21 protein-coding genes are annotated in these 19730 nt (G+C 56.4%); 9 read left to right on the top strand and 12 right to left on the bottom strand.

The window, feature by feature from the left end; translation table 11 throughout:
• Window positions 1-97 precede the first annotated feature (97 nt).
• Window positions 98-1015, top strand: coding sequence for a UDP-3-O-acyl-N-acetylglucosamine deacetylase (lpxC, locus tag AC1RKG_RS16395; RefSeq protein ID WP_037426060.1), 918 nt, complete (start codon window positions 98-100; stop codon window positions 1013-1015).
• A 14-nt stretch (window positions 1016-1029) separates the two neighbouring features.
• Here lpxC and AC1RKG_RS16400 read toward each other — a convergent pair whose 3' ends face one another.
• On the bottom strand, window positions 1030-1554 hold the full coding sequence (locus AC1RKG_RS16400) for a DUF721 domain-containing protein (RefSeq protein WP_493183486.1): 525 nt from the start codon (window positions 1552-1554) through the stop codon (window positions 1030-1032).
• A 26-nt stretch (window positions 1555-1580) separates the two neighbouring features.
• Here AC1RKG_RS16400 and secM point away from each other — a divergent pair, with 26 nt between their 5' ends.
• The 3 genes from secM to mutT all read left to right on the top strand — a co-directional run bounded on the left by secM (window position 1581) and on the right by mutT (window position 5422).
• A complete protein-coding gene (gene secM / locus AC1RKG_RS16405; protein WP_046374516.1) occupies window positions 1581-2114 on the top strand; it encodes a secA translation cis-regulator SecM in 534 nt (177 codons plus the stop codon).
• Window positions 2115-2204: 90 nt separating this feature from the next.
• The gene (gene secA / locus AC1RKG_RS16410; RefSeq protein ID WP_046374515.1) at window positions 2205-4916 is read left to right on the top strand and encodes a preprotein translocase subunit SecA; all 2712 of its coding nucleotides are present in this window, start codon (window positions 2205-2207) and stop codon (window positions 4914-4916) included.
• A 101-nt stretch (window positions 4917-5017) separates the two neighbouring features.
• Window positions 5018-5422 (top strand): 8-oxo-dGTP diphosphatase MutT, encoded by a 405-nt coding sequence (mutT, locus tag AC1RKG_RS16415; protein ID WP_020825218.1) that lies wholly within the window; start codon window positions 5018-5020, stop codon window positions 5420-5422.
• 41 nt (window positions 5423-5463) lie between these two features.
• Here the strand turns inward: mutT and yacG are convergent, their stop codons facing one another.
• Genes yacG through coaE form a run of 3 tightly spaced genes read right to left on the bottom strand, consistent with a single transcriptional unit; the run spans window position 5464 to window position 7078 of the window.
• A complete protein-coding gene (gene yacG, locus AC1RKG_RS16420; RefSeq protein ID WP_493183487.1) occupies window positions 5464-5661 on the bottom strand; it encodes a DNA gyrase inhibitor YacG in 198 nt (65 codons plus the stop codon).
• Between the two features lie 44 nt (window positions 5662-5705).
• Entirely contained in the window at window positions 5706-6458 is a 753-nt protein-coding gene (zapD, locus tag AC1RKG_RS16425) for a cell division protein ZapD (protein WP_020825220.1), read from the bottom strand.
• A gap of 5 nt (window positions 6459-6463) precedes the next feature.
• Window positions 6464-7078, bottom strand: a complete 615-nt coding sequence (gene coaE, locus AC1RKG_RS16430) for a dephospho-CoA kinase (RefSeq protein ID WP_020825221.1) — start codon at window positions 7076-7078, stop codon at window positions 6464-6466.
• 458 nt (window positions 7079-7536) lie between these two features.
• On the opposite strand from coaE, the gene AC1RKG_RS16435 reads away from it, so the two are divergent.
• Window positions 7537-8580 carry a GMP reductase gene (locus tag AC1RKG_RS16435; protein WP_020825222.1) on the top strand — a complete coding sequence of 348 codons (1044 nt, stop codon included), beginning with the start codon at window positions 7537-7539 and terminating at the stop codon, window positions 8578-8580.
• A gap of 65 nt (window positions 8581-8645) precedes the next feature.
• Here AC1RKG_RS16435 and hofC read toward each other — a convergent pair whose 3' ends face one another.
• From hofC to nadC, 4 genes are all read right to left on the bottom strand, one after another.
• Window positions 8646-9845: a protein transport protein HofC gene (gene hofC / locus AC1RKG_RS16440; RefSeq protein ID WP_128865003.1), complete on the bottom strand. Its 1200-nt coding sequence runs from the start codon at window positions 9843-9845 to the stop codon at window positions 8646-8648.
• Complete coding sequence (gene gspE, locus AC1RKG_RS16445; protein ID WP_493183488.1) at window positions 9842-11290, bottom strand: type II secretion system protein GspE; 1449 nt, start codon at window positions 11288-11290, stop codon at window positions 9842-9844. The genes hofC and gspE overlap by 4 nt, the downstream gene beginning before the upstream one ends.
• On the bottom strand, window positions 11287-11736 hold the full coding sequence (gene ppdD, locus AC1RKG_RS16450) for a prepilin peptidase-dependent pilin (RefSeq protein WP_020825225.1): 450 nt from the start codon (window positions 11734-11736) through the stop codon (window positions 11287-11289). The genes gspE and ppdD overlap by 4 nt, the downstream gene beginning before the upstream one ends.
• Window positions 11737-11936: 200 nt before the next feature.
• A complete protein-coding gene (gene nadC, locus AC1RKG_RS16455; RefSeq protein ID WP_020825226.1) occupies window positions 11937-12827 on the bottom strand; it encodes a carboxylating nicotinate-nucleotide diphosphorylase in 891 nt (296 codons plus the stop codon).
• An 85-nt stretch (window positions 12828-12912) separates the two neighbouring features.
• On the opposite strand from nadC, the gene ampD reads away from it, so the two are divergent.
• On the top strand, window positions 12913-13509 hold the full coding sequence (gene ampD, locus AC1RKG_RS16460; RefSeq protein ID WP_020825227.1) for a 1,6-anhydro-N-acetylmuramyl-L-alanine amidase AmpD: 597 nt from the start codon (window positions 12913-12915) through the stop codon (window positions 13507-13509).
• Window positions 13509-14363: a beta-lactamase regulator AmpE gene (gene ampE, locus AC1RKG_RS16465; protein ID WP_020825228.1), complete on the top strand. Its 855-nt coding sequence runs from the start codon at window positions 13509-13511 to the stop codon at window positions 14361-14363. Before ampD ends, ampE begins: the two co-directional genes overlap by 1 nt.
• A gap of 70 nt (window positions 14364-14433) precedes the next feature.
• Here the strand turns inward: ampE and hemL are convergent, their stop codons facing one another.
• Window positions 14434-15723 carry a glutamate-1-semialdehyde 2,1-aminomutase gene (gene hemL / locus AC1RKG_RS16470; RefSeq protein ID WP_046374509.1) on the bottom strand — a complete coding sequence of 430 codons (1290 nt, stop codon included), beginning with the start codon at window positions 15721-15723 and terminating at the stop codon, window positions 14434-14436.
• 179 nt (window positions 15724-15902) lie between these two features.
• Here hemL and clcA point away from each other — a divergent pair, with 179 nt between their 5' ends.
• Complete coding sequence (clcA, locus tag AC1RKG_RS16475; protein ID WP_048762936.1) at window positions 15903-17342, top strand: H(+)/Cl(-) exchange transporter ClcA; 1440 nt, start codon at window positions 15903-15905, stop codon at window positions 17340-17342.
• Window positions 17343-17431: 89 nt separating this feature from the next.
• Window positions 17432-17776 carry an iron-sulfur cluster insertion protein ErpA gene (erpA, locus tag AC1RKG_RS16480; protein WP_004950184.1) on the top strand — a complete coding sequence of 115 codons (345 nt, stop codon included), beginning with the start codon at window positions 17432-17434 and terminating at the stop codon, window positions 17774-17776.
• 57 nt (window positions 17777-17833) lie between these two features.
• Here the strand turns inward: erpA and AC1RKG_RS16485 are convergent, their stop codons facing one another.
• The 3 genes from AC1RKG_RS16485 to btuF form a co-directional block, all read right to left on the bottom strand.
• Window positions 17834-18082, bottom strand: coding sequence for a hypothetical protein (locus tag AC1RKG_RS16485; protein ID WP_130016187.1), 249 nt, complete (start codon window positions 18080-18082; stop codon window positions 17834-17836).
• A gap of 226 nt (window positions 18083-18308) precedes the next feature.
• On the bottom strand, window positions 18309-18923 hold the full coding sequence (locus AC1RKG_RS16490; RefSeq protein WP_020825232.1) for a TRIC cation channel family protein: 615 nt from the start codon (window positions 18921-18923) through the stop codon (window positions 18309-18311).
• Window positions 18923-19729 (bottom strand): vitamin B12 ABC transporter substrate-binding protein BtuF, encoded by an 807-nt coding sequence (gene btuF / locus AC1RKG_RS16495; protein ID WP_129983319.1) that lies wholly within the window; start codon window positions 19727-19729, stop codon window positions 18923-18925. Before btuF ends, AC1RKG_RS16490 begins: the two co-directional genes overlap by 1 nt.
• Window position 19730 lies beyond the last annotated feature (1 nt).

Consider the following 19730-nt stretch of genomic DNA (forward strand, 5'->3'; position numbering starts at 1 on the left):
CCTGATAATTTGGAATCTCCGCTCTTTGTGCTAAACTGTCCCGCCAGCCATGCTGTATGCTTGGCTGGTAGGATTGATAACATTGCGAGATAAAACGATGATCAAACAAAGGACATTAAAACGTATTGTTCAGGCGACTGGTGTCGGTTTACATACCGGCAAGAAAGTCACGCTGACAATGCGACCCGCGGCGGCTAATACCGGGGTCATCTATCGTCGCACTGACTTGAATCCACCGGTTGATTTTCCGGCTGATGCAAAATCCGTGCGTGATACCATGCTCTGTACCTGCCTGGTCAATGAGCATGACGTGCGTATTTCTACCGTTGAGCATCTTAATGCCGCGCTGGCTGGGTTGGGCATCGACAACATCGTTATCGAAGTTGACGCTGCTGAAATCCCTATCATGGACGGCAGTGCCAGTCCGTTCGTCTTCCTGTTGCTGGATGCCGGCATTGAAGAACTGAACTCTGCGAAGAAATTCCTGCGTCTGAAAGACACCGTGCGTGTTGAAGATGGCGACAAGTGGGCCGAGCTGTCCCCGCATAACGGGTTCCGCCTGGACTTCACCATCGACTTCAACCACCCGGCGATCGACGCCAGTACGCAACGCTACCGCCTTGATTTCTCTGCCGACTCGTTCGTGCGTCAAATCAGCCGTGCGCGTACTTTCGGCTTCATGCGTGATATCGAATATTTACAGTCCCGTGGCCTGGCCCTGGGCGGCAGCTTTGACTGCGCTATCGTGGTAGATGATTACCGCGTGCTGAACGAAGACGGCCTGCGCTTCGAAGACGAATTCGTGCGTCACAAAATGCTGGACGCCATCGGCGATCTGTTCATGTGCGGCCATAATATCATTGGCGCGTTTACCGCGTACAAGTCTGGTCATGCGCTGAACAACAAGCTGCTTCAAGCAGTTCTGGCGAAACAGGAAGCGTGGGAATACGTCACCTTCCAGGACGAAGCCGAAATGCCACTGGCATTCAAAGCTCCGTCAACCGTATTGGCATAAGTCGATACCGCTGATTACTTATCACGACTGGTAGCGTTGGCACTCTCTCCGGCCAACGACGCCAGTCGTTCTAATATCTTGCGCAGTTTTTCCGGGCTCCGGCTCGCCAATACCCTTAATTCCCCAGCACTTTCCTGACTCAGATGACGCATAGGCACGCTTGACTGCGTATTTCCTGCCGTTTTTGCGGCGCCCTGCACCAGGTTGCTCCCTTTTGCCATCAAGGCCGGATTAATCCTGATGTCGATCGACGACAATGATGGTAGAATTTGCGCTCGTAGTGCTGATAATAAAGCCGGTTGTTCGTAACGTAGACGCATCATCCAGCTGGCATTTGCCGTTTCTAGCACTAAAATACCCTGTCGGAAATTTGCGACGCGGCACCAAGGATGCAGTTGAACGGGCAACAGGCCTTTCACTGCACGGTTAAGCTTAAGCAACGCGACTGCGCGTTGTTGGACGTTATGCAGTGGCCCTTTGTCTTCTGCAGACGCGTCGTCGAACAGGGAATCTAATAATTGTGGACGGCTATCGCGCATAATGGGCTCCGGCGGATTATAAACTCGTGATCGGTATTCTAAATCGTTGGCGACAATTTGGCAGACGTTATTTCTGGCCCCATCTCCTTTTAGGGATGGTTGCGGCCACGCTTGGCGTACCTACCAATCTGACCGGCAACCCCGATCAAGCCGCTCTGCCGAGCACCTCGTCCAGCCTGAACCGGCAAAACTCTGCCAGTGGCGCCTTCAATAGCCTGGCGTTACTGCAGGAAGCGCATCGTCGTCCGACCTTTAGCGTCGACTACTGGCACCAGCATGCGCTTCGTACCGTCATTCGTCACCTCTCTTTTGCGCTTGCGCCGCAGGCCGTTTACGCGCGGGTGCAGGAAAGCGAAGCGGAAGTGACCGAACCCCCATTGCAGGTGGCGCAACTGGCGCTGCTTTCTACCCTTAATGCGCTGCTGACGCACGAGCCGAAGCCGCCGACCATCATTCGCACCACTCACCACGCCGTGCTGCCCGCTGTTGCGCAGCATCAGGCCGGGTTGTGGCTTGCGCAAGTGCAGGGCATTCGCGCCGGACCTGCAGCCTTAAGCTGATTTCTTGCCCCTCGGGCGACAAAAAAAACCTAAAAAATAACATCAAGTTGACTGCCTGCGTTGGCCGTCATGACAGAGATATCAAACATCATGTTAGTGAAATTATTGACCAAAGTTTTTGGTAGCCGTAACGATCGTACGCTGCGCCGCATGCGCAAATCGGTTGAGCTGATCAACCAGATGGAACCGGACATGGAAAAACTGTCCGATGACGAACTGAAAGCCAAGACCAACGAGTTCCGCGCGCGCCTGGAAAAGGGTGAAGTGCTGGAAAACCTGTTGCCTGAGGCCTTCGCGGTAGTGCGTGAGGCGAGCAAGCGCGTCTTCGGCATGCGTCACTTCGACGTGCAGCTGCTGGGCGGCATGGTGCTGAATGACCGCTGTATCGCAGAGATGCGCACCGGTGAAGGTAAAACCCTGACCGCAACCCTGCCAGCCTATCTGAACGCCCTGAGCGGTCGTGGCGTGCACGTGGTAACCGTCAACGACTATCTGGCACAGCGTGACGCCGAGAACAACCGCCCGCTGTTTGAGTTCCTCGGCTTGAGCATCGGCATCAACCTGCCGGGCATGCCGGCACCGGCCAAGCGTGAAGCCTATGCCGCGGACATTACCTACGGCACCAACAACGAATACGGTTTCGACTATCTGCGCGACAACATGGCGTTCAGTCCGGAAGAGCGCGTTCAGCGCAAACTGCACTATGCACTGGTGGATGAGGTTGACTCCATCCTGATCGATGAAGCGCGTACGCCGTTGATCATCTCTGGCCCGGCTGAAGACAGCTCCGAGATGTACATCAAGGTTAACAAGCTGATCCCTAAACTGATCCGTCAGGAAAAAGAAGATTCGGATTCCTTCCAGGGCGAAGGCCACTTCTCGGTTGACGAAAAGGCGCGCCAGGTGCACCTGACCGAACGCGGCCTGATCCTGATCGAAGAAATGCTGATGGAAGCCGGCATCATGGACGAAGGGGAGTCACTGTACTCACCGACCAACATCATGCTGATGCACCACGTGACCGCGGCTCTTCGTGCCCATGTGCTGTTTACCCGTGACGTTGACTACATCGTAAAAGACGGTGAAGTCATCATCGTCGACGAACACACCGGCCGTACCATGCACGGCCGTCGCTGGTCCGATGGCCTGCACCAGGCGGTGGAAGCCAAAGAAGGCGTGGAAATCCAGAACGAAAACCAGACTCTGGCCTCCATCACCTTCCAGAACTACTTCCGCCTGTACGAGAAGTTGGCTGGGATGACCGGTACCGCCGACACCGAAGCTTTTGAATTCAGCTCGATCTACAAGCTGGATACCATCGTGGTGCCGACCAACCGTCCAATGCTGCGTAAAGACATGCCGGATCTGGTCTACATGACCGAGCATGAGAAGATTGGCGCCATCATTGAAGATATTCGTGAGCGCACCGCTAACGGCCAGCCGGTTCTGGTCGGTACGATTTCAATCGAGAAATCCGAAGTGGTTTCGCGTGAGCTGGAGAAAGCCGGTATCGCCCATAAGGTGTTGAACGCCAAGTTCCACGCCATGGAAGCGGACATCGTTGCTCAGGCCGGCCAGACCTCTGCGGTTACCATCGCTACCAACATGGCCGGTCGTGGTACCGACATCGTGTTGGGCGGCAGCTGGCAGGCAGAGATTGCCCAGTTGGAAGATCCAACTGAAGAGCAAATCGCGGCGATTAAAGACGCCTGGAAAATCCGTCACGATGCCGTACTGGCAGCCGGTGGCCTGCACATCATTGGTACCGAGCGTCATGAATCACGCCGTATCGATAACCAGTTGCGCGGCCGTTCCGGTCGTCAGGGGGATGCCGGTTCATCCCGCTTCTACCTGTCGATGGAAGATGCCCTGATGCGTATTTTCGCCTCCGATCGCGTTTCCAACATGATGCGTAAATTGGGGATGAAAGAAGGTGAGGCCATTGAGCACCCATGGGTCACCAAAGCGATTGCCAACGCCCAGCGTAAAGTAGAAAGCCGCAACTTCGACATTCGTAAGCAACTGCTGGAATACGATGACGTGGCCAACGATCAGCGCCGCGCGATCTACAGCCAGCGTAACGAACTGCTGGACGTGTCTGACGTTAGCGAAACCATTGCCAGCATCCGTGAAGACGTGTTCAAGACCACTATTGACGGCTACATTCAACCGCAGTCGCTGGAAGAAGAGTGGGATATTCAGGGGCTGACCGAACGTCTGAAAAACGATTTTGATCTGGATATGCCTATCGCCGAATGGTTGGATAAAGAGCCTGAGCTGCACGAAGAAACGCTGCGTGAGCGTATTCTGGAAAAAGCCAAGGAAGAGTACCAGCGTAAAGAAGAAGTGGTTGGCACCGAGATGATGCGCAACTTCGAGAAAGGCGTGATGCTGCAGACGCTGGATTCCCTGTGGAAAGAGCATCTGGCGGCCATGGACTACCTGCGTCAGGGCATCCATCTGCGCGGTTATGCGCAGAAAGATCCTAAGCAGGAGTACAAGCGCGAGTCCTTCAACATGTTCGCTACCATGCTGGAATCACTGAAGCATGAAGTGATCAGCGTGCTGAGCAAGGTTCAGGTGCGGATGCCGGAAGAGGTTGAAGCCTTGGAACTGCAGCGTCGTGAAGAAGCCGAGCGTCTGGCCAAACAGCAGCAGCTGAGCCACTATGAAGAAAACGCGCTGGTGACTGAAGATCCTAATGCGCCGACCATCGCAGAACGTAAAGTGGGCCGTAACGATCCGTGCCCATGCGGTTCCGGTAAAAAATACAAACAGTGTCACGGTCGTCTGCAGAACTAAGCCGACACTGTTTAACGAATAAAACCCAGGGGTTCAGCGTGCTGAGCCCCTGTTTTTTGGAGCTGCATTCTGCGCTCCAATGACTCAATCAGGAGGATGCGATGAAACATCTGAATATCGCCGTCGGCATCATTCGTAACGCCCAGCAGGAAATCTTCATTACCCGCCGCGCGGCCGATTCGCATATGGCCGGTTTCTGGGAGTTTCCCGGCGGTAAAATTGAACAGGGTGAGACGCCGGAACAGGCGCTTAGCCGTGAATTATTGGAAGAGACCGGCATTGAAGCCCAGCGTGCGGAGTTGTTGGACGTGCTTGAGCATCAATTTAGCGATCGCATCGTCACGTTGAATTTCTATCTGGTGGAAGCCTGGGCTGGTGAACCCTTCGGTCGCGAAGGCCAGCCTATGCGTTGGGTAAAGCAGGCTGACCTGCGGGAAGAAGAGTTCCCTCAGGCCAATATCAGCATTATCAAACTGCTGGTGGAGCAGGCTAACGCCGCGCAGTAATACAACCGGCCTGGCGGCTGCCGGGCCGATCAGAAGGACGATCAGCGATCGTCTGCTTCACTCCACTCTTCGCTTTCGGAAAGATCGCTGTTGCTGGGAATGCGCTTCTCTTCATCGGCCCATTCGCCCAGATCAATCAGCTGACAGCGTTTGCTGCAAAACGGACGAAATGGGCTCACCTCTCCCCAAACCACACCTTTGCCACAGGTTGGGCATTTCACTACGGTAGTCATATCCATTCCTTACTCCCTTCCAACGCGTGAAAGGTCTTGATGTCATTGGGTCAGCAACAGGCCAACTCAAAGGTTAGTCGTTCCGGTACCACGCCGAGCTCACTGTCCAGCGGCAGAAAGCGAATCGCATAGCGCGTCTTATGGCCGGAAATTTGTGGGTAAAGCTGGTGCGCCAGATTAATGCGTAAGCGCAGCAGATCCGCCCCCTCGGCGTTATCCTGGAAAAAACCGTTCAGGCTGATCTGATTGCGAAATGGCCCGGCCTGACGGATCAGATCCAGCACCATAGTCAGTGCCTGGTTTAATGGTTCCAGCGTTTGCAACCATTCGGCTACGTCGTTATCTCGCTCTTGCTGTGGTGCATGCATCCACATGTGCAGCGTCGGCAAGTCAAAGCTGCAGCACCCACCGGGGATGCTCAGACGTTGCCGCACCAGACTAATCAACCGATCTTCGCGCAGCGCCTGCCCCAGTCGCGGCGCAGACATCAGTGCGGCACCACGTTGCTTCAACTGGTTGCGCAACTGATCCACCAGCGACATATCGACGCCCGGAACATCGGCCCACGCCAGCAATTTTTGCTGCTGACGTTCCAGCTCTTTCAGTAGCTCGGTACGTACCTCACCGCGCTCCAGCACGTCCAGCAGATCGGCGATGGTGCGGAAAAATGTCAGGGCGATGGCCGTTTCGCTTAAGGCTCGCTGGCCATGCAGCTGTTGCAGCAAAAATTCCATGCGCAGCCAGGTGCGCATTTTTTCATTCAACGGATGTTCAAAAAGAACGCTTGGGGAAACATCACTCATTCAGTTTAATCCTGTCGGGTCGCTGATGCCGCCAGCTCAAGGTAACGGCAATGCAGTGCGGCAACCAATGGCTCTATCCCCTGAGCGGTGCCGCTATTATCAATGATGTCGTCTGCAGCGGCCAGGCGCTGCTCACGCGTGACCTGTGCGGACAGTATGTTCTGTGCCTGCTGACGGCTGATGCCGTCGCGGGCGATGGTTCTGGCCAACTGAGTCTCGCTGTCGACGTCAACCACCAGCACGCGATCGGCGCGCGCCTGCAGGTTGTTCTCGACCAGCAATGGCACCACCCAGAGAGCGTAGGGGCTGGTGACTTGCGCCAGTTGACGTTGAGTTTCCTGATGAATCAGCGGGTGCAGCAGTTGGTTTAGCCAACGTTTTTCATCAGGGTTACTGAAGATACACTGACGTAAGGCGGCACGGTTCAGTGAACCGTCCGGCTGCAACATTTCATTACCAAAACGTTCGGCGATGGCAGCCAGTGCCGGGGTTCCTGGCTCGACAACCTGCCGGGCGATAACGTCAGCATCGACCACCGTCACGCCGTGGCGAGCGAAGGCGTCTGCCACGGTGGACTTACCGCTGCCGATACCCCCTGTCAACGCAACAATGTAGGCCATGGTAGGGAATGCACCTGAGGTTCATAAAAAAATAATAGACGAATCATAAAGCGATCGCACAGAAGTGCAAGTAAGCCGGCGGCGCTTGCCGTGCCGCTTAGGCTGTACGGTGATAAAAAGCGCAGCCGGAAAGGGAAAATGAGTGGGAGGTCACACTGCGGTGTCGCAGGTAAATTTGTCGGATTGTAGCGCAAAAAAAGGAGAATTCGCAGTCTTGTCCGGCGATTATTAGCGCGTATGATAGCGTCACTGGAACTGGCATTAATCTATACCCGTCATTCTTCAAGCTGCAGGTGTGTTGACTGCGCGCGTTCACCCGAATCACTTACATAAGTAAGCTCATCGGGACTCTCGCCCTTGTCGCCTTCCTGCAACTCGAATTATTTAGGGTATACCCCGTCGCTTTTCAAGCCATTGCGTTTTGCGATCCGTCGCCATAAACCAGGAAATCATAAGTCATGCGTATTGAAGAAGATTTGAAGTTAGGCTTTAAAGATGTGCTGATTCGCCCAAAGCGTTCCACGCTGAAAAGCCGCTCAGAAGTTGAACTGGAACGTCAGTTTACCTTCAAACATTCTGGCTGTAGCTGGTCTGGTGTGCCGATCATCGCCGCCAACATGGACTCAGTCGGTACCTTCAGCATGGCAGAGGCCCTGGCTTCCTTCGATGTTCTCACCGCCGTACACAAACACTACACCGTAGAGCAGTGGGCCGCCTTTGTGCAGCGCGTACCGGCATCGGTGCTGCGCCACGTGATGGTTTCAACCGGCACGTCCGACGCTGACTTTGTGAAAATGCAACAGATCCTGGCGCTATCACCCGAGCTGAAGTTTATCTGTATCGACGTAGCCAATGGCTATTCCGAGCATTTTGTCGCCTTCCTGCAGAAAGCGCGCGAAGCCTGCCCAAAACATGTTATCTGTGCCGGTAACGTCGTCACCGGAGAAATGGTGGAAGAACTTATCCTGTCCGGCGCCGACATTGTTAAAGTCGGTATTGGTCCGGGCTCTGTCTGCACGACCCGCGTGAAAACCGGTGTCGGTTATCCGCAGCTGTCTGCGGTGATCGAATGCGCTGATGCGGCGCATGGCCTCGGCGGCCAAATCGTTAGCGATGGCGGTTGTTCGGTACCGGGCGACGTAGCGAAAGCCTTTGGCGGCGGTGCTGATTTTGTCATGCTGGGCGGCATGCTGGCCGGCCACGACGAATGTGAAGGCACCATTGTGGAAGAGAACGGTGAGAAATTTATGCTGTTCTACGGCATGAGCTCCGAGTCGGCGATGAAACGCCACGTCGGTGGCGTTGCCCAGTACCGTGCGGCCGAAGGGAAAACTGTCAAACTGCCGTTGCGCGGCGAAGTTGAGTTCACCGTTCGCGACATCCTCGGCGGCCTGCGTTCCGCTTGCACCTACGTCGGCGCGGAACGTTTGAAAGAGCTGACCAAGCGCACCACCTTTATCCGCGTTGCAGAGCAGGAAAATCGCGTCTTCGGCAGCAAATAAGCCGCGCGTTTCGGCACCAGCAACACGTGGGCGCAGTTCAATGCTGCGCCCAATCACTGACGGACTTACCCCAAAACATTCCCCAACTGAAAGATCGGCAGATACATGGCAATCACCAATGTGCCGACGATCCCGCCCACCACCAGCATTAACAGGGGCTCCAGCGTTTGCGCCAGGGTATCGGCCAGCTCAAAGGTTTGCTGTTCATGCCATGCGGCCAGTTTGCCCAATAGGGTATCTAACGAACCGGATTCTTCGCCCACGCGCACCAATTGCTGGCATAACGAAGGGAAAAGCGCCTGCTGTTCCAGGGCGCGATGAAAAGTCTGCCCTTGCGAAATCTGTTGCCTGATGTTGTCAATTGCCTGGCGATAAAACAGGTTATCCACCGACAGCGCCGCCGCAGCCAACCCGTCAACCAGGCTGAGCCCAGCTTGCTGGGTCATGGCCAGAATACGGAATATTTGGCTCAGGCAGCCGCCTTTAATCAAGTGCGCAATCAGTGGCAGACGCAACAGCGCCGCCTGTTCGCGCCTGCGCCATTGAGGCTGCGGGTGCAGACGACGGAGATAGGTGTATGCCATACAGACCAGAATCGCCGCCAGCCAGGGACCGCTGTCGATCAGCAGGGTGGAAAGGTTCAGCAATCCTTGGGTAAACCACGGCAGCGGCGCATTGAATGACTGATAGACGCCGGCAAATTCCGGCAACACCATCACCAGCATCAAAATGCTTACCAACAGCGCCACCGCGCAGATAAACAAAGGATAACGCAGCGCCTTGATGACTTTCTTTTGCAGTTTTTGCTGTGCTTCCTGTTGTTGGGCCAGTTGCAGGCAGCATTCGTCCAGGTGACCGGTCAGCTCGCCAATGGCGATTAGCTGGCGGTAGATCAAAGGAAACACGGCATGTTGCTCAGCGATAACTTCAGAAAATGGTTGGCCCTGGCGTACCTGTTCACTCACTTCCCGCAGCAGGCAGCGCCAGGCAGCTGACGGGTGCTCTGCCGCCAGCAATTGTAACCCGCTGACCAGCGGCAATCCGGCCTGCAGCAGGGTGGCTAACTGACGGGTGAACTGGATCAGGGGTTCACCGCGCCATTGACCCGGTGAAATACGTTTTCCGCTGTTGATCTGGCAGGGTTGCAGCCCTTGTTCGATCAACCACTGGCTGACCTCATTCTTCTTACCGCTCATCAGCTCACCCTCACGCAACTGTCCGTGTGGGTCAATTGCCTGCCAGAGGAAAAGGCGGAGTGTTTTCACTGAGCGCCTCCGCCGTCGGCAATCACACCGACAATGCGGTATACCTCCTCCAGCGAGGTGACGCCCTGGGCGACCAGCGTTAGTCCGGCTTGCAGCAGCGTGGTCTGCCCCTGCTGCCGGGCGATTTCAGCCAACATGTTGGGGGCGGCCCCCTCCAGCAGGCCGGCTTGCACCTCTGGGGTAATGGTCAACAGTTCATATACCCCGGTGCGGCCATAGTAGCCGCTGAAGCAGTGCTCGCAGCCATCGGCCTTCCAGGGCAGCAGAGGTGTTGCCCAAATGGCTGCGGGAAAACGTACGGGCAGGCTTTGTTGATAGCGGCAGTGGCTGCATAACTTGCGCACCAGACGTTGTGCGATCACCAGCTTCAGACAGGCGGCAATCAGGTAGCCCGGGATGCCCATATGAGTCAGGCGCGTCAGGGTTTCGCTGGTGGAATTGGTGTGCAAGGTGGAAAGCACCAGGTGGCCGGTTTGAGCGGCTTTTACTGCGATCTCAGCCGTTTCCCGATCGCGGATCTCACCGATCATGATGACGTCCGGATCCTGTCGCAGCAAGGCGCGTAATACGCGGGAGAAATCCAGTTCCGTTTTGGCGTTGGTCTGCGTCTGATTGATACCGAACAGGGGAATTTCAATCGGATCCTCGACGCTGCATAAATTACTCTGCGCGTCATTCAACTGACGCAGACCGCCGTATAGCGTGACGGTTTTGCCGCTGCCGGTGGGGCCGGTGACCAGGATCATGCCCTGCGGGCAGGATAAGGCAGAGGAAAACTGCACCAGTGCTGTCGGATCCATACCCAACCGATCCAACGGCAGCTCCTGGCGTTCAGTTTGCAAAATTCGCAGCACCACTTTTTCGCCGTGCAGGGTGGGCAGGGTGGCGATACGCATGGAGTAGCTAGCGTTATCCAACCGCACGCTGAGCTGACCATCCTGCGGCAGGCGGCGCTCGGCGATGTCCAACTGCCCCATGATTTTCAGTCGAGCCGTGAGGCGAGCCGCGAGCGTGAATGGCGGTGAGGTTATCACCTGCAACACGCCGTCGATGCGTAGCCGGATGCGGAGAGTCTGCTGGTAAGGTTCGAAATGAATGTCCGAGGCTCGTCGCTGAATGGCGATGCGGAGCGTCTGATTGATAAACTGCACCACGGGTGCGTCACTGTCGTCGTTTAATGATGCCGCGTCGAATTGCTCTTCCGAAGTGGGCTGCTCGCGCCTATCGCCCTGCATTTGCCGCCTGTTCAGTTCCAATTCCAGCCTGGCTGCCGGCCACTGTTCCAGATGAATGCGTTTGCCGGTGGCAAAACGCAGGGCTGATAATAGCGCTTGTGGTGCCTCCGTCGTCAGGGCCACGTTCAGGCACTGGTCATCTTCACTAAGAGCCAATGCCTGGTAGCGTTGGCATAGCGTATGGATTTCATCGCTGATTGCCGTACTCATGATGTCGGCGCCGCGGCGGTAGTGTCAAAACGGAAAACTTCCTGGCAGGTTTCCTGCAGATTGCTGTTTTCGCTGGTGCACAGACGTGTCCAACGCGTCAGGCCGCTGGCATTTTGGGTTGGCGTCAGTGCGACCGTCAATCCCTGCAGCGTTTGCGAGCCGGTCAGCGAGATCACGCCCTGGCTGACCTGAACCGCGCTGACGTAACGTGAGGCGTCGCCGGTAGGGATGCCTTTGCTGCCGGCGTTACAGCCGGTCGGCGTGCCGCTGTCGAGCACGCACAGTTCAACGGCCAGCTTATACGGCGTCATGGCTTGCAGCATGTCGGTCATCGCTGCCTTTTGGATATAGCGCTGATAGGCAGGAATACCTATGGCGCTCAGTATGGCGATAATGGCGATCACCACCATCAGTTCTATCAGGGTAAAACCGCGCTGTGTTTCCATCCGTTGCTTCCTCCATGTCAATGTGGAGGCCAGAGTAATCAGGCCAGCGGGACGCTTCGAGCGGGTGATGGCTGTTTTTAGGCGCAGTTCCACAGCATTCGATCGAGGTTGCAGCAGAGGGGAAAAGAGATGGGGCGAGCTTCGCAGTTTTGATGAAAGAACACCTCCCCCGGTAGTTCAGGGAGGTGCGGAGAGAGGGGTTATTTGAAGCGCATGGACAGATCGAGGGCGGTCACATGTTTGGTCAGCGCGCCTACAGAAATATAGTCCACGCCGGTTTCGGCGAAGGTACGCAGGGTTTCGCTGGTCACGTTGCCGGACACTTCCAGCTGTGCACGGCCCTGAGTTTGCGTCACTGCGGCGCGCATCATGTCGACGCTGAAATTGTCCAGCATGATAATGTCTGCACCGGCGTCCAGCGCCTGCTGCAGTTCATCCAGCGATTCGACTTCCACTTCGACCGGCACCTCGGCATGCAGCCAGAATGCTTTTTCGACCGCTTTTTTAATCGAGCCGGAGGCAATGATGTGGTTTTCCTTGATCAGGAAGGCGTCGGACAGCCCGAGACGGTGGTTGCTGCCGCCGCCGCACAATACGGCATATTTCAGCGCGGTGCGCAGCCCTGGCAGGGTCTTGCGGGTATCGAGCAGGCGGGTTTTCGTCCCCTGCAACAGTGCCACATAGCGGCTGACTTCGGTTGCTACGCCGGAAAGCGTCTGCACAAAGTTCAGCGCAGTGCGCTCACCGGTAAGCAGCACCCGTGCCGGGCCGGTCAGTTTGCAAAGCGCTTGGTCTGGCACCAGGCTATCACCGTCCGCCACCAGCCAATCCACCTTCACCTGGTTGCCCAACTGGATAAAGACTTCATTCAGCCAGCGTTTTCCGCAAAAAATACCGGGTTCGCGGGTGATGATCGTGGCTTCGGCCTGGGTATCGGCCGGCAACAATTGCGCGGTAATATCGCGTTCGGCATCGACTTCGCCTCCCAGGTCTTCACGCAGCGCCTGGGCAACGGCATAGGGGATATCGCTTTCAATTCGTTCAAGAAGCTCGGTGCGGCGAGTGTCGGCACTGTAGCGGCGTGTCGGCATAGAAAACTCCGAAATGGACGGTAAGATCGTAGGGGGAACATGCTACTCTGTTGCCGTGACAAGTACCACCGCCCAGAGGTGTCTGATGCAGTTAGAACAAGGCTGGATTGTCGGGGTAACCCGGGTTGTCTCGCCGCATTGCGATCTTCGCCCGAATGAGGAGGCGCCTTCGCTGCTGGTGATCCACAATATCAGCCTGCCACCCGGCGAGTTCGGCGGCCCCTATATCGATCGGCTGTTTACCGGTACTCTTGATCCTGCGGATCACCCCTATTTTTCTGATATTCATCAACTACGCGTTTCGGCGCACTGCCTGATCCGTCGCGACGGTGAAATCATTCAGTATGTGCCCTTTGACCGACGAGCCTGGCACGCGGGCGTTTCGTCGTATCAGGGACGAGAGCGCTGTAACGATTTTTCGATCGGCATTGAACTGGAAGGTACCGATCATGTGGCGTTCACGCCGCAGCAATACCAAAGTCTGAACGCGGTGACCGCGCTGCTGATCCGGCATTATCCGACGTTGGCGGCGCATATCACCGGGCACAGTGACATTGCCCCAGGCCGTAAAACCGATCCCGGCCCGGCGTTTGATTGGGATTTATATCTGGCATCTCTGGAACAACCTGGCGGGCCAGATGACGCTATGCTTGGAACAATGGAAAGGGAGAGGAGTCGCTAATGACGCTGTTTACGCTGTTACTGGTTCTGGCGTGGGAACGTTTATTCAAGCTGGGTGAGCATTGGCAGTTGGATCATCGCCTTGAGGTGGTATTTCAACGGCTGCATCGGTTTTCACTGGCGCAAACGCTGCTAATGACGCTGGCCTGGATGGTGGTGGTGGCAGGGATTTTGTGGCTGTCCCAGGGACTGTTTTTCGGCGTAGTGACGCTGTTGCTGTGGATCGTCATTGATTTGCTGTGTGTCGGCGCAGGGATCAAGCGTAAACACTATCGGGCCTATCTGAAGGCCGCTCGGCAGGGGGATGCCCATGCCAGCGATCAAATGGCGGAAGAACTGGCGTTGATCCACGGTTTGCCGGTGGATTGCAGCGAAGAGTTGCGCTTGCGTGAACTGCAAAATGCGCTGCTGTGGATTAACTTCCGTTATTATCTGGCGCCGCTGTTTTGGTTTGTGGTCTGCGGGCCTTACGGGCCGATCGCGCTGGCAGGCTACTCTTTCCTGCGCGCTTACCAGACCTGGTTGGCACGCCATAACACGCCGCTGGAACGTTCGCAGTCAGGCATCGATCATCTGCTGAACTGGCTGGACTGGATCCCGGTGCGTCTGGCCGGCGTGGCTTACGCGTTGTTTGGTCACGGTGAAAGAGCGTTACCGGCGTGGTTTGCGTCTCTGGGCGATCGTCACTCTTCGTCGTATCAGGTGCTGACGCGGTTGGCGCAGTTTTCACTGGCGCGCGATCCCCATATGGATCCGGTGCAGACGCCAAGGGCAGCGGTCAGCCTGGCGCGTAAGGTGACGATGATTATCGTGGTGGTGGTGGCGCTACTGACCATTTACGGAGCCTTGCTCTAAAGCCAGAGCGGGGGGCACGATGGAAATAAAAACGGGCGCCTGGCGCCCGATTTTATTGGCTTGATGCGTCTTACAGTTTGGCGAAGCAGCGACGCGCGGCATCGATGGTACGCTGAATGTCTTCCTTGCTGTGCGCAACGGACATAAAGCCGGCCTCAAAGGCGGAAGGCGCCAGATACACCCCTTCCTCCAGCATCAGGTGGAAGAAGCGCTTAAAGCGTTCTACGTCGCACTGCATCACGTCCTGGTAGCAGGTCACTGCCGGTGCATCGGTAAAGAACAGGCCAAACATCCCGCCAACGTGGTTAACCACCAGCGCGATGTTTTCTTCTTCAGCCGCGTGCAGCAGGCCAGACGCCAGCATATCGGTCAGTTCGGTCAGGGTCTGGTGGATACCGACCTGAGAGACTTCGGTCAGACAGGCGTAGCCGGCCGCCATCGCAATCGGGTTGCCGGACAAGGTGCCCGCCTGATAGACCGGCCCGGTTGGCGCCAGCGCGTCCATCACTTCACGACGGCCCCCAAAGGCACCGACAGGCATGCCGCCGCCGATGATTTTACCCAAACAGGTCAGGTCCGGCACCACGCCATAATGAGCCTGAGCCCCGGCCAGCGCCACGCGGAAGCCGGTCATGACTTCGTCGATAATCAACAATGCACCGTACTTGTCGCACAGTGCACGCAGGCCCGGCAGGAACTCCGGCAGTGGCGGCACGCAGTTCATGTTGCCGGCGACCGGCTCGACGATGATGCAGGCGATCTCGGAAGGATATTGTTCAAATGCAGCCTGCACCGAATCCAGATCGTTAAAGGTACAGGTCAGGGTATGCTTGGCGAAATCGGCCGGTACGCCCGGGGAGTTAGGCTGGCCCAGGGTCAGCGCGCCGGAGCCGGCTTTGACCAGCAGGCAGTCGGCATGGCCGTGGTAGCAGCCTTCAAATTTGATGATTTTGTCGCGGTTGGTGTAACCGCGCGCCAGACGGATGGCGCTCATGGTGGCTTCGGTTCCCGAGTTCACCATCCGCACCATGTCCATGGTCGGCACCAGTTCGGTAACCAGCTCCGCCATTTTCACTTCCATCTCGGTCGGCGCGCCAAAGCTCAGGCCGCGCTGCGCCGCTTCAATGACCGCATTGCGGATCGCCGGGTGGTTGTGTCCCAGCACCATCGGGCCCCAGGAACCGACGTAGTCGATATAACCTTTGCCGTCGACGTCGAACAGGTAAGCCCCGTCCGCCCGTTCGATAAACAGCGGCACACCGCCAACGCCGTTGAATGCACGCACCGGAGAGTTAACCCCGCCTGGGATTACCTGTTTTGCCTCGGCATACAGACTTTCGGACTTGCTGTTTAAGCTCATAGAACGGCTCCTGGATTCTCTTTTGAATGATTTGACCGCGCTATTCTAGTGAAGTGTTCGTCGATATGAAACGATCACAGTCAGATACCTATTTAGAGGGGCGATCGATTAGCGGGTGGGTTAGAATAATCAACTAGCCTATTTGTATTACATTTAATTCCATTAATGAATAACCCATTATGACTGAATTACAGCAACAGCCGCGGGTGGCGCAGGCCCCACGTCTAAAACGCAGTGACGCAGTGCGCCAGCTTTTACGTCGGGATAAAACGCCGGTGGCGATCCTGTTTATGGCGGCGCTGGTGGGCACCCTGGCGGGGCTGCTCGGGGTGGCCTTTGATAAGGCGGTAGATTGGGTGCAGCAGCAGCGCTTTTCCGCGCTGGCGCAGGTCGCCGATTATTGGATCCTGGTTTGGCCGCTGGCCTTTATTCTTTCCGCCGCGCTGGCGATGTTGGGATATTACCTGGTACGTCGTTTTGCTCCTGAGGCTGGGGGATCGGGCATACCGGAGATCGAAGGGGCATTGGAAGAGCTGCGTCCGGTGCGCTGGTGGCGGGTGATCCCGGTAAAATTTATCGGCGGTATGGGCACCTTGGGCGCGGGTATGGTGCTGGGCCGCGAAGGGCCTACGGTGCAAATGGGCGGCAACGTCGGGCGCATGGTGCTGGATATCTTCCGCATGCGCGGTGCCGAAGCGCGCCATTCTTTGTTGGCAACCGGTGCAGCCGCCGGCCTGTCTGCGGCCTTTAACGCCCCGCTGGCGGGCATTTTGTTTATCATTGAAGAGATGCGGCCGCAGTTCCGCTACAACCTGATTTCGATTAAAGCGGTGTTTATCGGCGTCATCATGTCGAGCGTGGTGTTCCAGCTGTTCAACGGGGAAGGTTCGGTGATTGCGGTGGGCAAGCTTTCCTCGGCGCCGATCAATACCCTTTGGCTGTATTTGGTGCTGGGGGCGATATTTGGTGCGGTGGGGGTGATGTTCAACGCGTTGGTCTTCCGCACGCAAGATATGTTCGCTCGCCTGCACGGCGGAAAAATGCGCAAAATTTTGTTGATGGGCGGTTTGCTCGGCGGTATTTGCGGCATTCTGGGGCTGATCCAGCCCGAAGCCGCTGGCGGCGGTTTTGGCCTGATCCCGATCGCCGCAGCGGGCAACTATAGCGTCGGCATGCTGATGTTTATTTTTATCACCCGAGTGATCACCACGCTGTTGTGTTTCGGTTCCGGCGCACCGGGCGGCATTTTTGCGCCAATGCTGGCGTTGGGCACGCTGTTTGGCACCGCCTTTGGCCTGGCTGGCGGGCATTTGTTCCCCGAGTACGGCATCGAAGCCGGCACCTTCGCTATTGCCGGCATGGGCGCCCTGTTTGCTGCCACGGTGCGTGCGCCGTTGACCGGGATCGTGCTGGTGCTGGAGATGACCGACAATTACCAGCTCATCCTGCCAATGATAATTACCTGTCTGGGTGCTACGCTGGTGGCGCAGTTCCTCGGGGGCAAGCCGTTGTATTCCTCCATATTAGCCCGCACCTTACAACGGCAGGAAGCGTCGCAGGCCAGCGAGGCGGCCGATAAAACAGGTAAAGAAAATACAACAAATGCGGTGAATACTTGAACGCAACACTCAGGTATTGGATAATCATTAACATTAATCCGGCCGCCATTGTAGCGACCTGATGCAGAACAATGTTGGGAGTAAAGAGTATGAGTGATGAAACAGCACTGCCCCTGCAATTTACCGAGGCAGCAGCAAGCAAGGTTAAAGTCCTGATTGCTGATGAAGAAAATCCGAATCTGAAGTTGCGGGTTTACATTACCGGTGGCGGTTGCAGCGGATTCCAATACGGCTTCACTTTTGACGACAAGGTCAACGATGGTGATATGACTATCGAGAAGCAGGGCGTCGCGCTGGTGGTGGACCCGATGAGCCTGCAGTATCTGGTGGGCGGCTCGGTCGACTATACCGAAGGCCTGGAAGGCTCGCGCTTCGTGGTGACTAACCCGAACGCCAAAACCACCTGCGGCTGTGGATCTTCCTTCAGCGTCTGATCCTGCGTGCTGCAGTACTAAACCCGCCAATCTACCGGTTTGCGGGTTTTTTTATGGCTACCATTCTACGGTGACCAATTCTCGATAGGTTTCACTGCCGCTTTCGTTTTGTAACCTGCTACGGGTCACCTTAGGTTGGGTGTCGGTCGCGTTGCCGCATTTCACCTGAGGGACGGTGTCGCTGACATCTACGCTGCACATAGGCATTAAGGTTAGGCTGACGCCGATTTTGCCGCTGGTGGTACCGGCGTAAGCGAGAGAGCTGCACAGCAGTACGCTGAACAATAAGATAATATTTTTCATCATTAGGACAAAGCCATCCGTAAGCAATCACATAATGGCTTATCGGCAAAAAGTTAATAAAATTTAACAGGGCGGGAGAATGGTTAACTTGAACTTAAAAAGTTCATTACATTGTTTTCCCTGATTTTTTCAGGCGCAGATAATAGCATTTGTTTATTAATTGGTCGAATATTCTGCTCTAGGGAGTTGGGGTGTGATAAAACTCCGCCCGGTATCGGGCGGGGTGGGATTAGCGCTCGAGGATAAATGCGGGCAGTTTCAGGTGCCAGCGAATGGCCGCCAGCCTGATGGCTAGCGTGATGACCATGCCAAGCATCATCGCCTGCTGCAGCGGCATACCGAAAGTGGCGAAGGCCGTGGCATGTACGATGCCGCCGATAATACAGGCAGTAGCGTAAATTTCGGTTCGCAGGATCATGGGGATTTCACGCGCCAGCACATCGCGGATAATGCCGCCGCCAACGCCGGTGATCACGCCCATACAGATTGCCACTAATGGGCTGGCATCGGCGGCAAAGGCTTTATTTACCCCGATGCCGACGAACACCGCCAGCCCGACGGCATCCAGCACCGGCAAGATCCATTTAGGCAAGCGGCGCGGTTGGCGCACCAGCAGCAGCGTCAGTACGCAGGTGATCATCGCCACCACCAGATCGGTTGGATCCTTTACCCAAAATACCGGCCCGTTAGCCAATGCCATGTCGCGAATGGTGCCGCCACCGACCGCAGTGACCACGCCAAGCACCAGCACGCCAAAGGGATCCATCCGCAGCTTGCCCGCCAGCAATACGCCGGAAATGGCGAAAACCGCCGTACCCAGGATATCCAACCAAAACACCAGCATTAACGGATCTCCGCCAGTTGGCTGCACAGCTGTTGCGCAGCCAGCATGATGCGGGGGCCGGCGCGGTTGAACCAGTCGCCATTGAGCGCAATCACCGGTACCTGCAGTTGCGGCGCCCAGAAGGCTTTTACGCTGGCAATCTCTTTTTGGTCGCCGGTAATAACGATGGCCTGGGGTTGACGCGCCAACACCTGCTCACGACTGATTTGCGGCCATGGCATGCGGCTGTCGGCAAAGATGTTTTCCGCACCGCACAGCGACAACACCTGGCTTTGCAGGGTGGCACCGGAAGTGGTGAACAAGGGCTGGGTGCCGAATTGCAGCAGGACCCGTCTTGGCTGAGTGTGAGGATATTTGTTTTTCAGGTCGGCAATTTGCTGACGAAGAGCCTCTGCGGCCAGATGCGCCTGTTCAGGATGCGGGCTGTATTGGGCCAGTTGATCCAGCGAGCGGGGGATATCATCCAGAGTAGTGGCGTCGGCATAGAAAATCGGAATGCCGAATGCGGCGAGCTGATCCAGCACTCGCTGCGGATTGCCACCGCGCCAGGCGAGGATCAGATCCGGCTTTAGCGCCAGTACCCGCTCCAGATTGATGCCTTGCCAGGAGGCGACCTGCTCGAGTTTCTTGGCTGCTGGCGGATAATCTGAATAGGCGCTCACCGCCAGCAGCGTGTCGCCCATGCCGGCGGCATAGGCAAGTTCGGTGGTATTGGGTGCCAGGCTGATCACGCGCTGGGCAGCGCCGACAGGCAGCGCCACCCATAATGCCAGCAGCCACAACAGGGCTGAAAAGCGTCGCGTCACA

The organism is Serratia sp. GW822-FHT06D09, assembly GCF_058799515.1.

What these genes read in the sequence shown, in the direction of transcription:
- lpxC (WP_037426060.1), top strand. Translation starts at nt 98, where the DNA reads ATGATCAAACAAAGGACATTAAAACGTATTGTTCAGGCGACTGGTGTC.
- AC1RKG_RS16400 (WP_493183486.1), bottom strand. Translation starts at nt 1,554, where the DNA reads ATGCGCGATAGCCGTCCACAATTATTAGATTCCCTGTTCGACGACGCG.
- secA (WP_046374515.1), top strand. Translation starts at nt 2,205, where the DNA reads ATGTTAGTGAAATTATTGACCAAAGTTTTTGGTAGCCGTAACGATCGT.
- mutT (WP_020825218.1), top strand. Translation starts at nt 5,018, where the DNA reads ATGAAACATCTGAATATCGCCGTCGGCATCATTCGTAACGCCCAGCAG.
- yacG (WP_493183487.1), bottom strand. Translation starts at nt 5,661, where the DNA reads ATGGATATGACTACCGTAGTGAAATGCCCAACCTGTGGCAAAGGTGTG.
- zapD (WP_020825220.1), bottom strand. Translation starts at nt 6,458, where the DNA reads ATGAGTGATGTTTCCCCAAGCGTTCTTTTTGAACATCCGTTGAATGAA.
- coaE (WP_020825221.1), bottom strand. Translation starts at nt 7,078, where the DNA reads ATGGCCTACATTGTTGCGTTGACAGGGGGTATCGGCAGCGGTAAGTCC.
- AC1RKG_RS16435 (WP_020825222.1), top strand. Translation starts at nt 7,537, where the DNA reads ATGCGTATTGAAGAAGATTTGAAGTTAGGCTTTAAAGATGTGCTGATT.
- gspE (WP_493183488.1), bottom strand. Translation starts at nt 11,290, where the DNA reads ATGAGTACGGCAATCAGCGATGAAATCCATACGCTATGCCAACGCTAC.
- ppdD (WP_020825225.1), bottom strand. Translation starts at nt 11,736, where the DNA reads ATGGAAACACAGCGCGGTTTTACCCTGATAGAACTGATGGTGGTGATC.
- nadC (WP_020825226.1), bottom strand. Translation starts at nt 12,827, where the DNA reads ATGCCGACACGCCGCTACAGTGCCGACACTCGCCGCACCGAGCTTCTT.
- ampD (WP_020825227.1), top strand. Translation starts at nt 12,913, where the DNA reads ATGCAGTTAGAACAAGGCTGGATTGTCGGGGTAACCCGGGTTGTCTCG.
- ampE (WP_020825228.1), top strand. Translation starts at nt 13,509, where the DNA reads ATGACGCTGTTTACGCTGTTACTGGTTCTGGCGTGGGAACGTTTATTC.
- hemL (WP_046374509.1), bottom strand. Translation starts at nt 15,723, where the DNA reads ATGAGCTTAAACAGCAAGTCCGAAAGTCTGTATGCCGAGGCAAAACAG.
- clcA (WP_048762936.1), top strand. Translation starts at nt 15,903, where the DNA reads ATGACTGAATTACAGCAACAGCCGCGGGTGGCGCAGGCCCCACGTCTA.
- erpA (WP_004950184.1), top strand. Translation starts at nt 17,432, where the DNA reads ATGAGTGATGAAACAGCACTGCCCCTGCAATTTACCGAGGCAGCAGCA.
- AC1RKG_RS16485 (WP_130016187.1), bottom strand. Translation starts at nt 18,082, where the DNA reads ATGATGAAAAATATTATCTTATTGTTCAGCGTACTGCTGTGCAGCTCT.
- AC1RKG_RS16490 (WP_020825232.1), bottom strand. Translation starts at nt 18,923, where the DNA reads ATGCTGGTGTTTTGGTTGGATATCCTGGGTACGGCGGTTTTCGCCATT.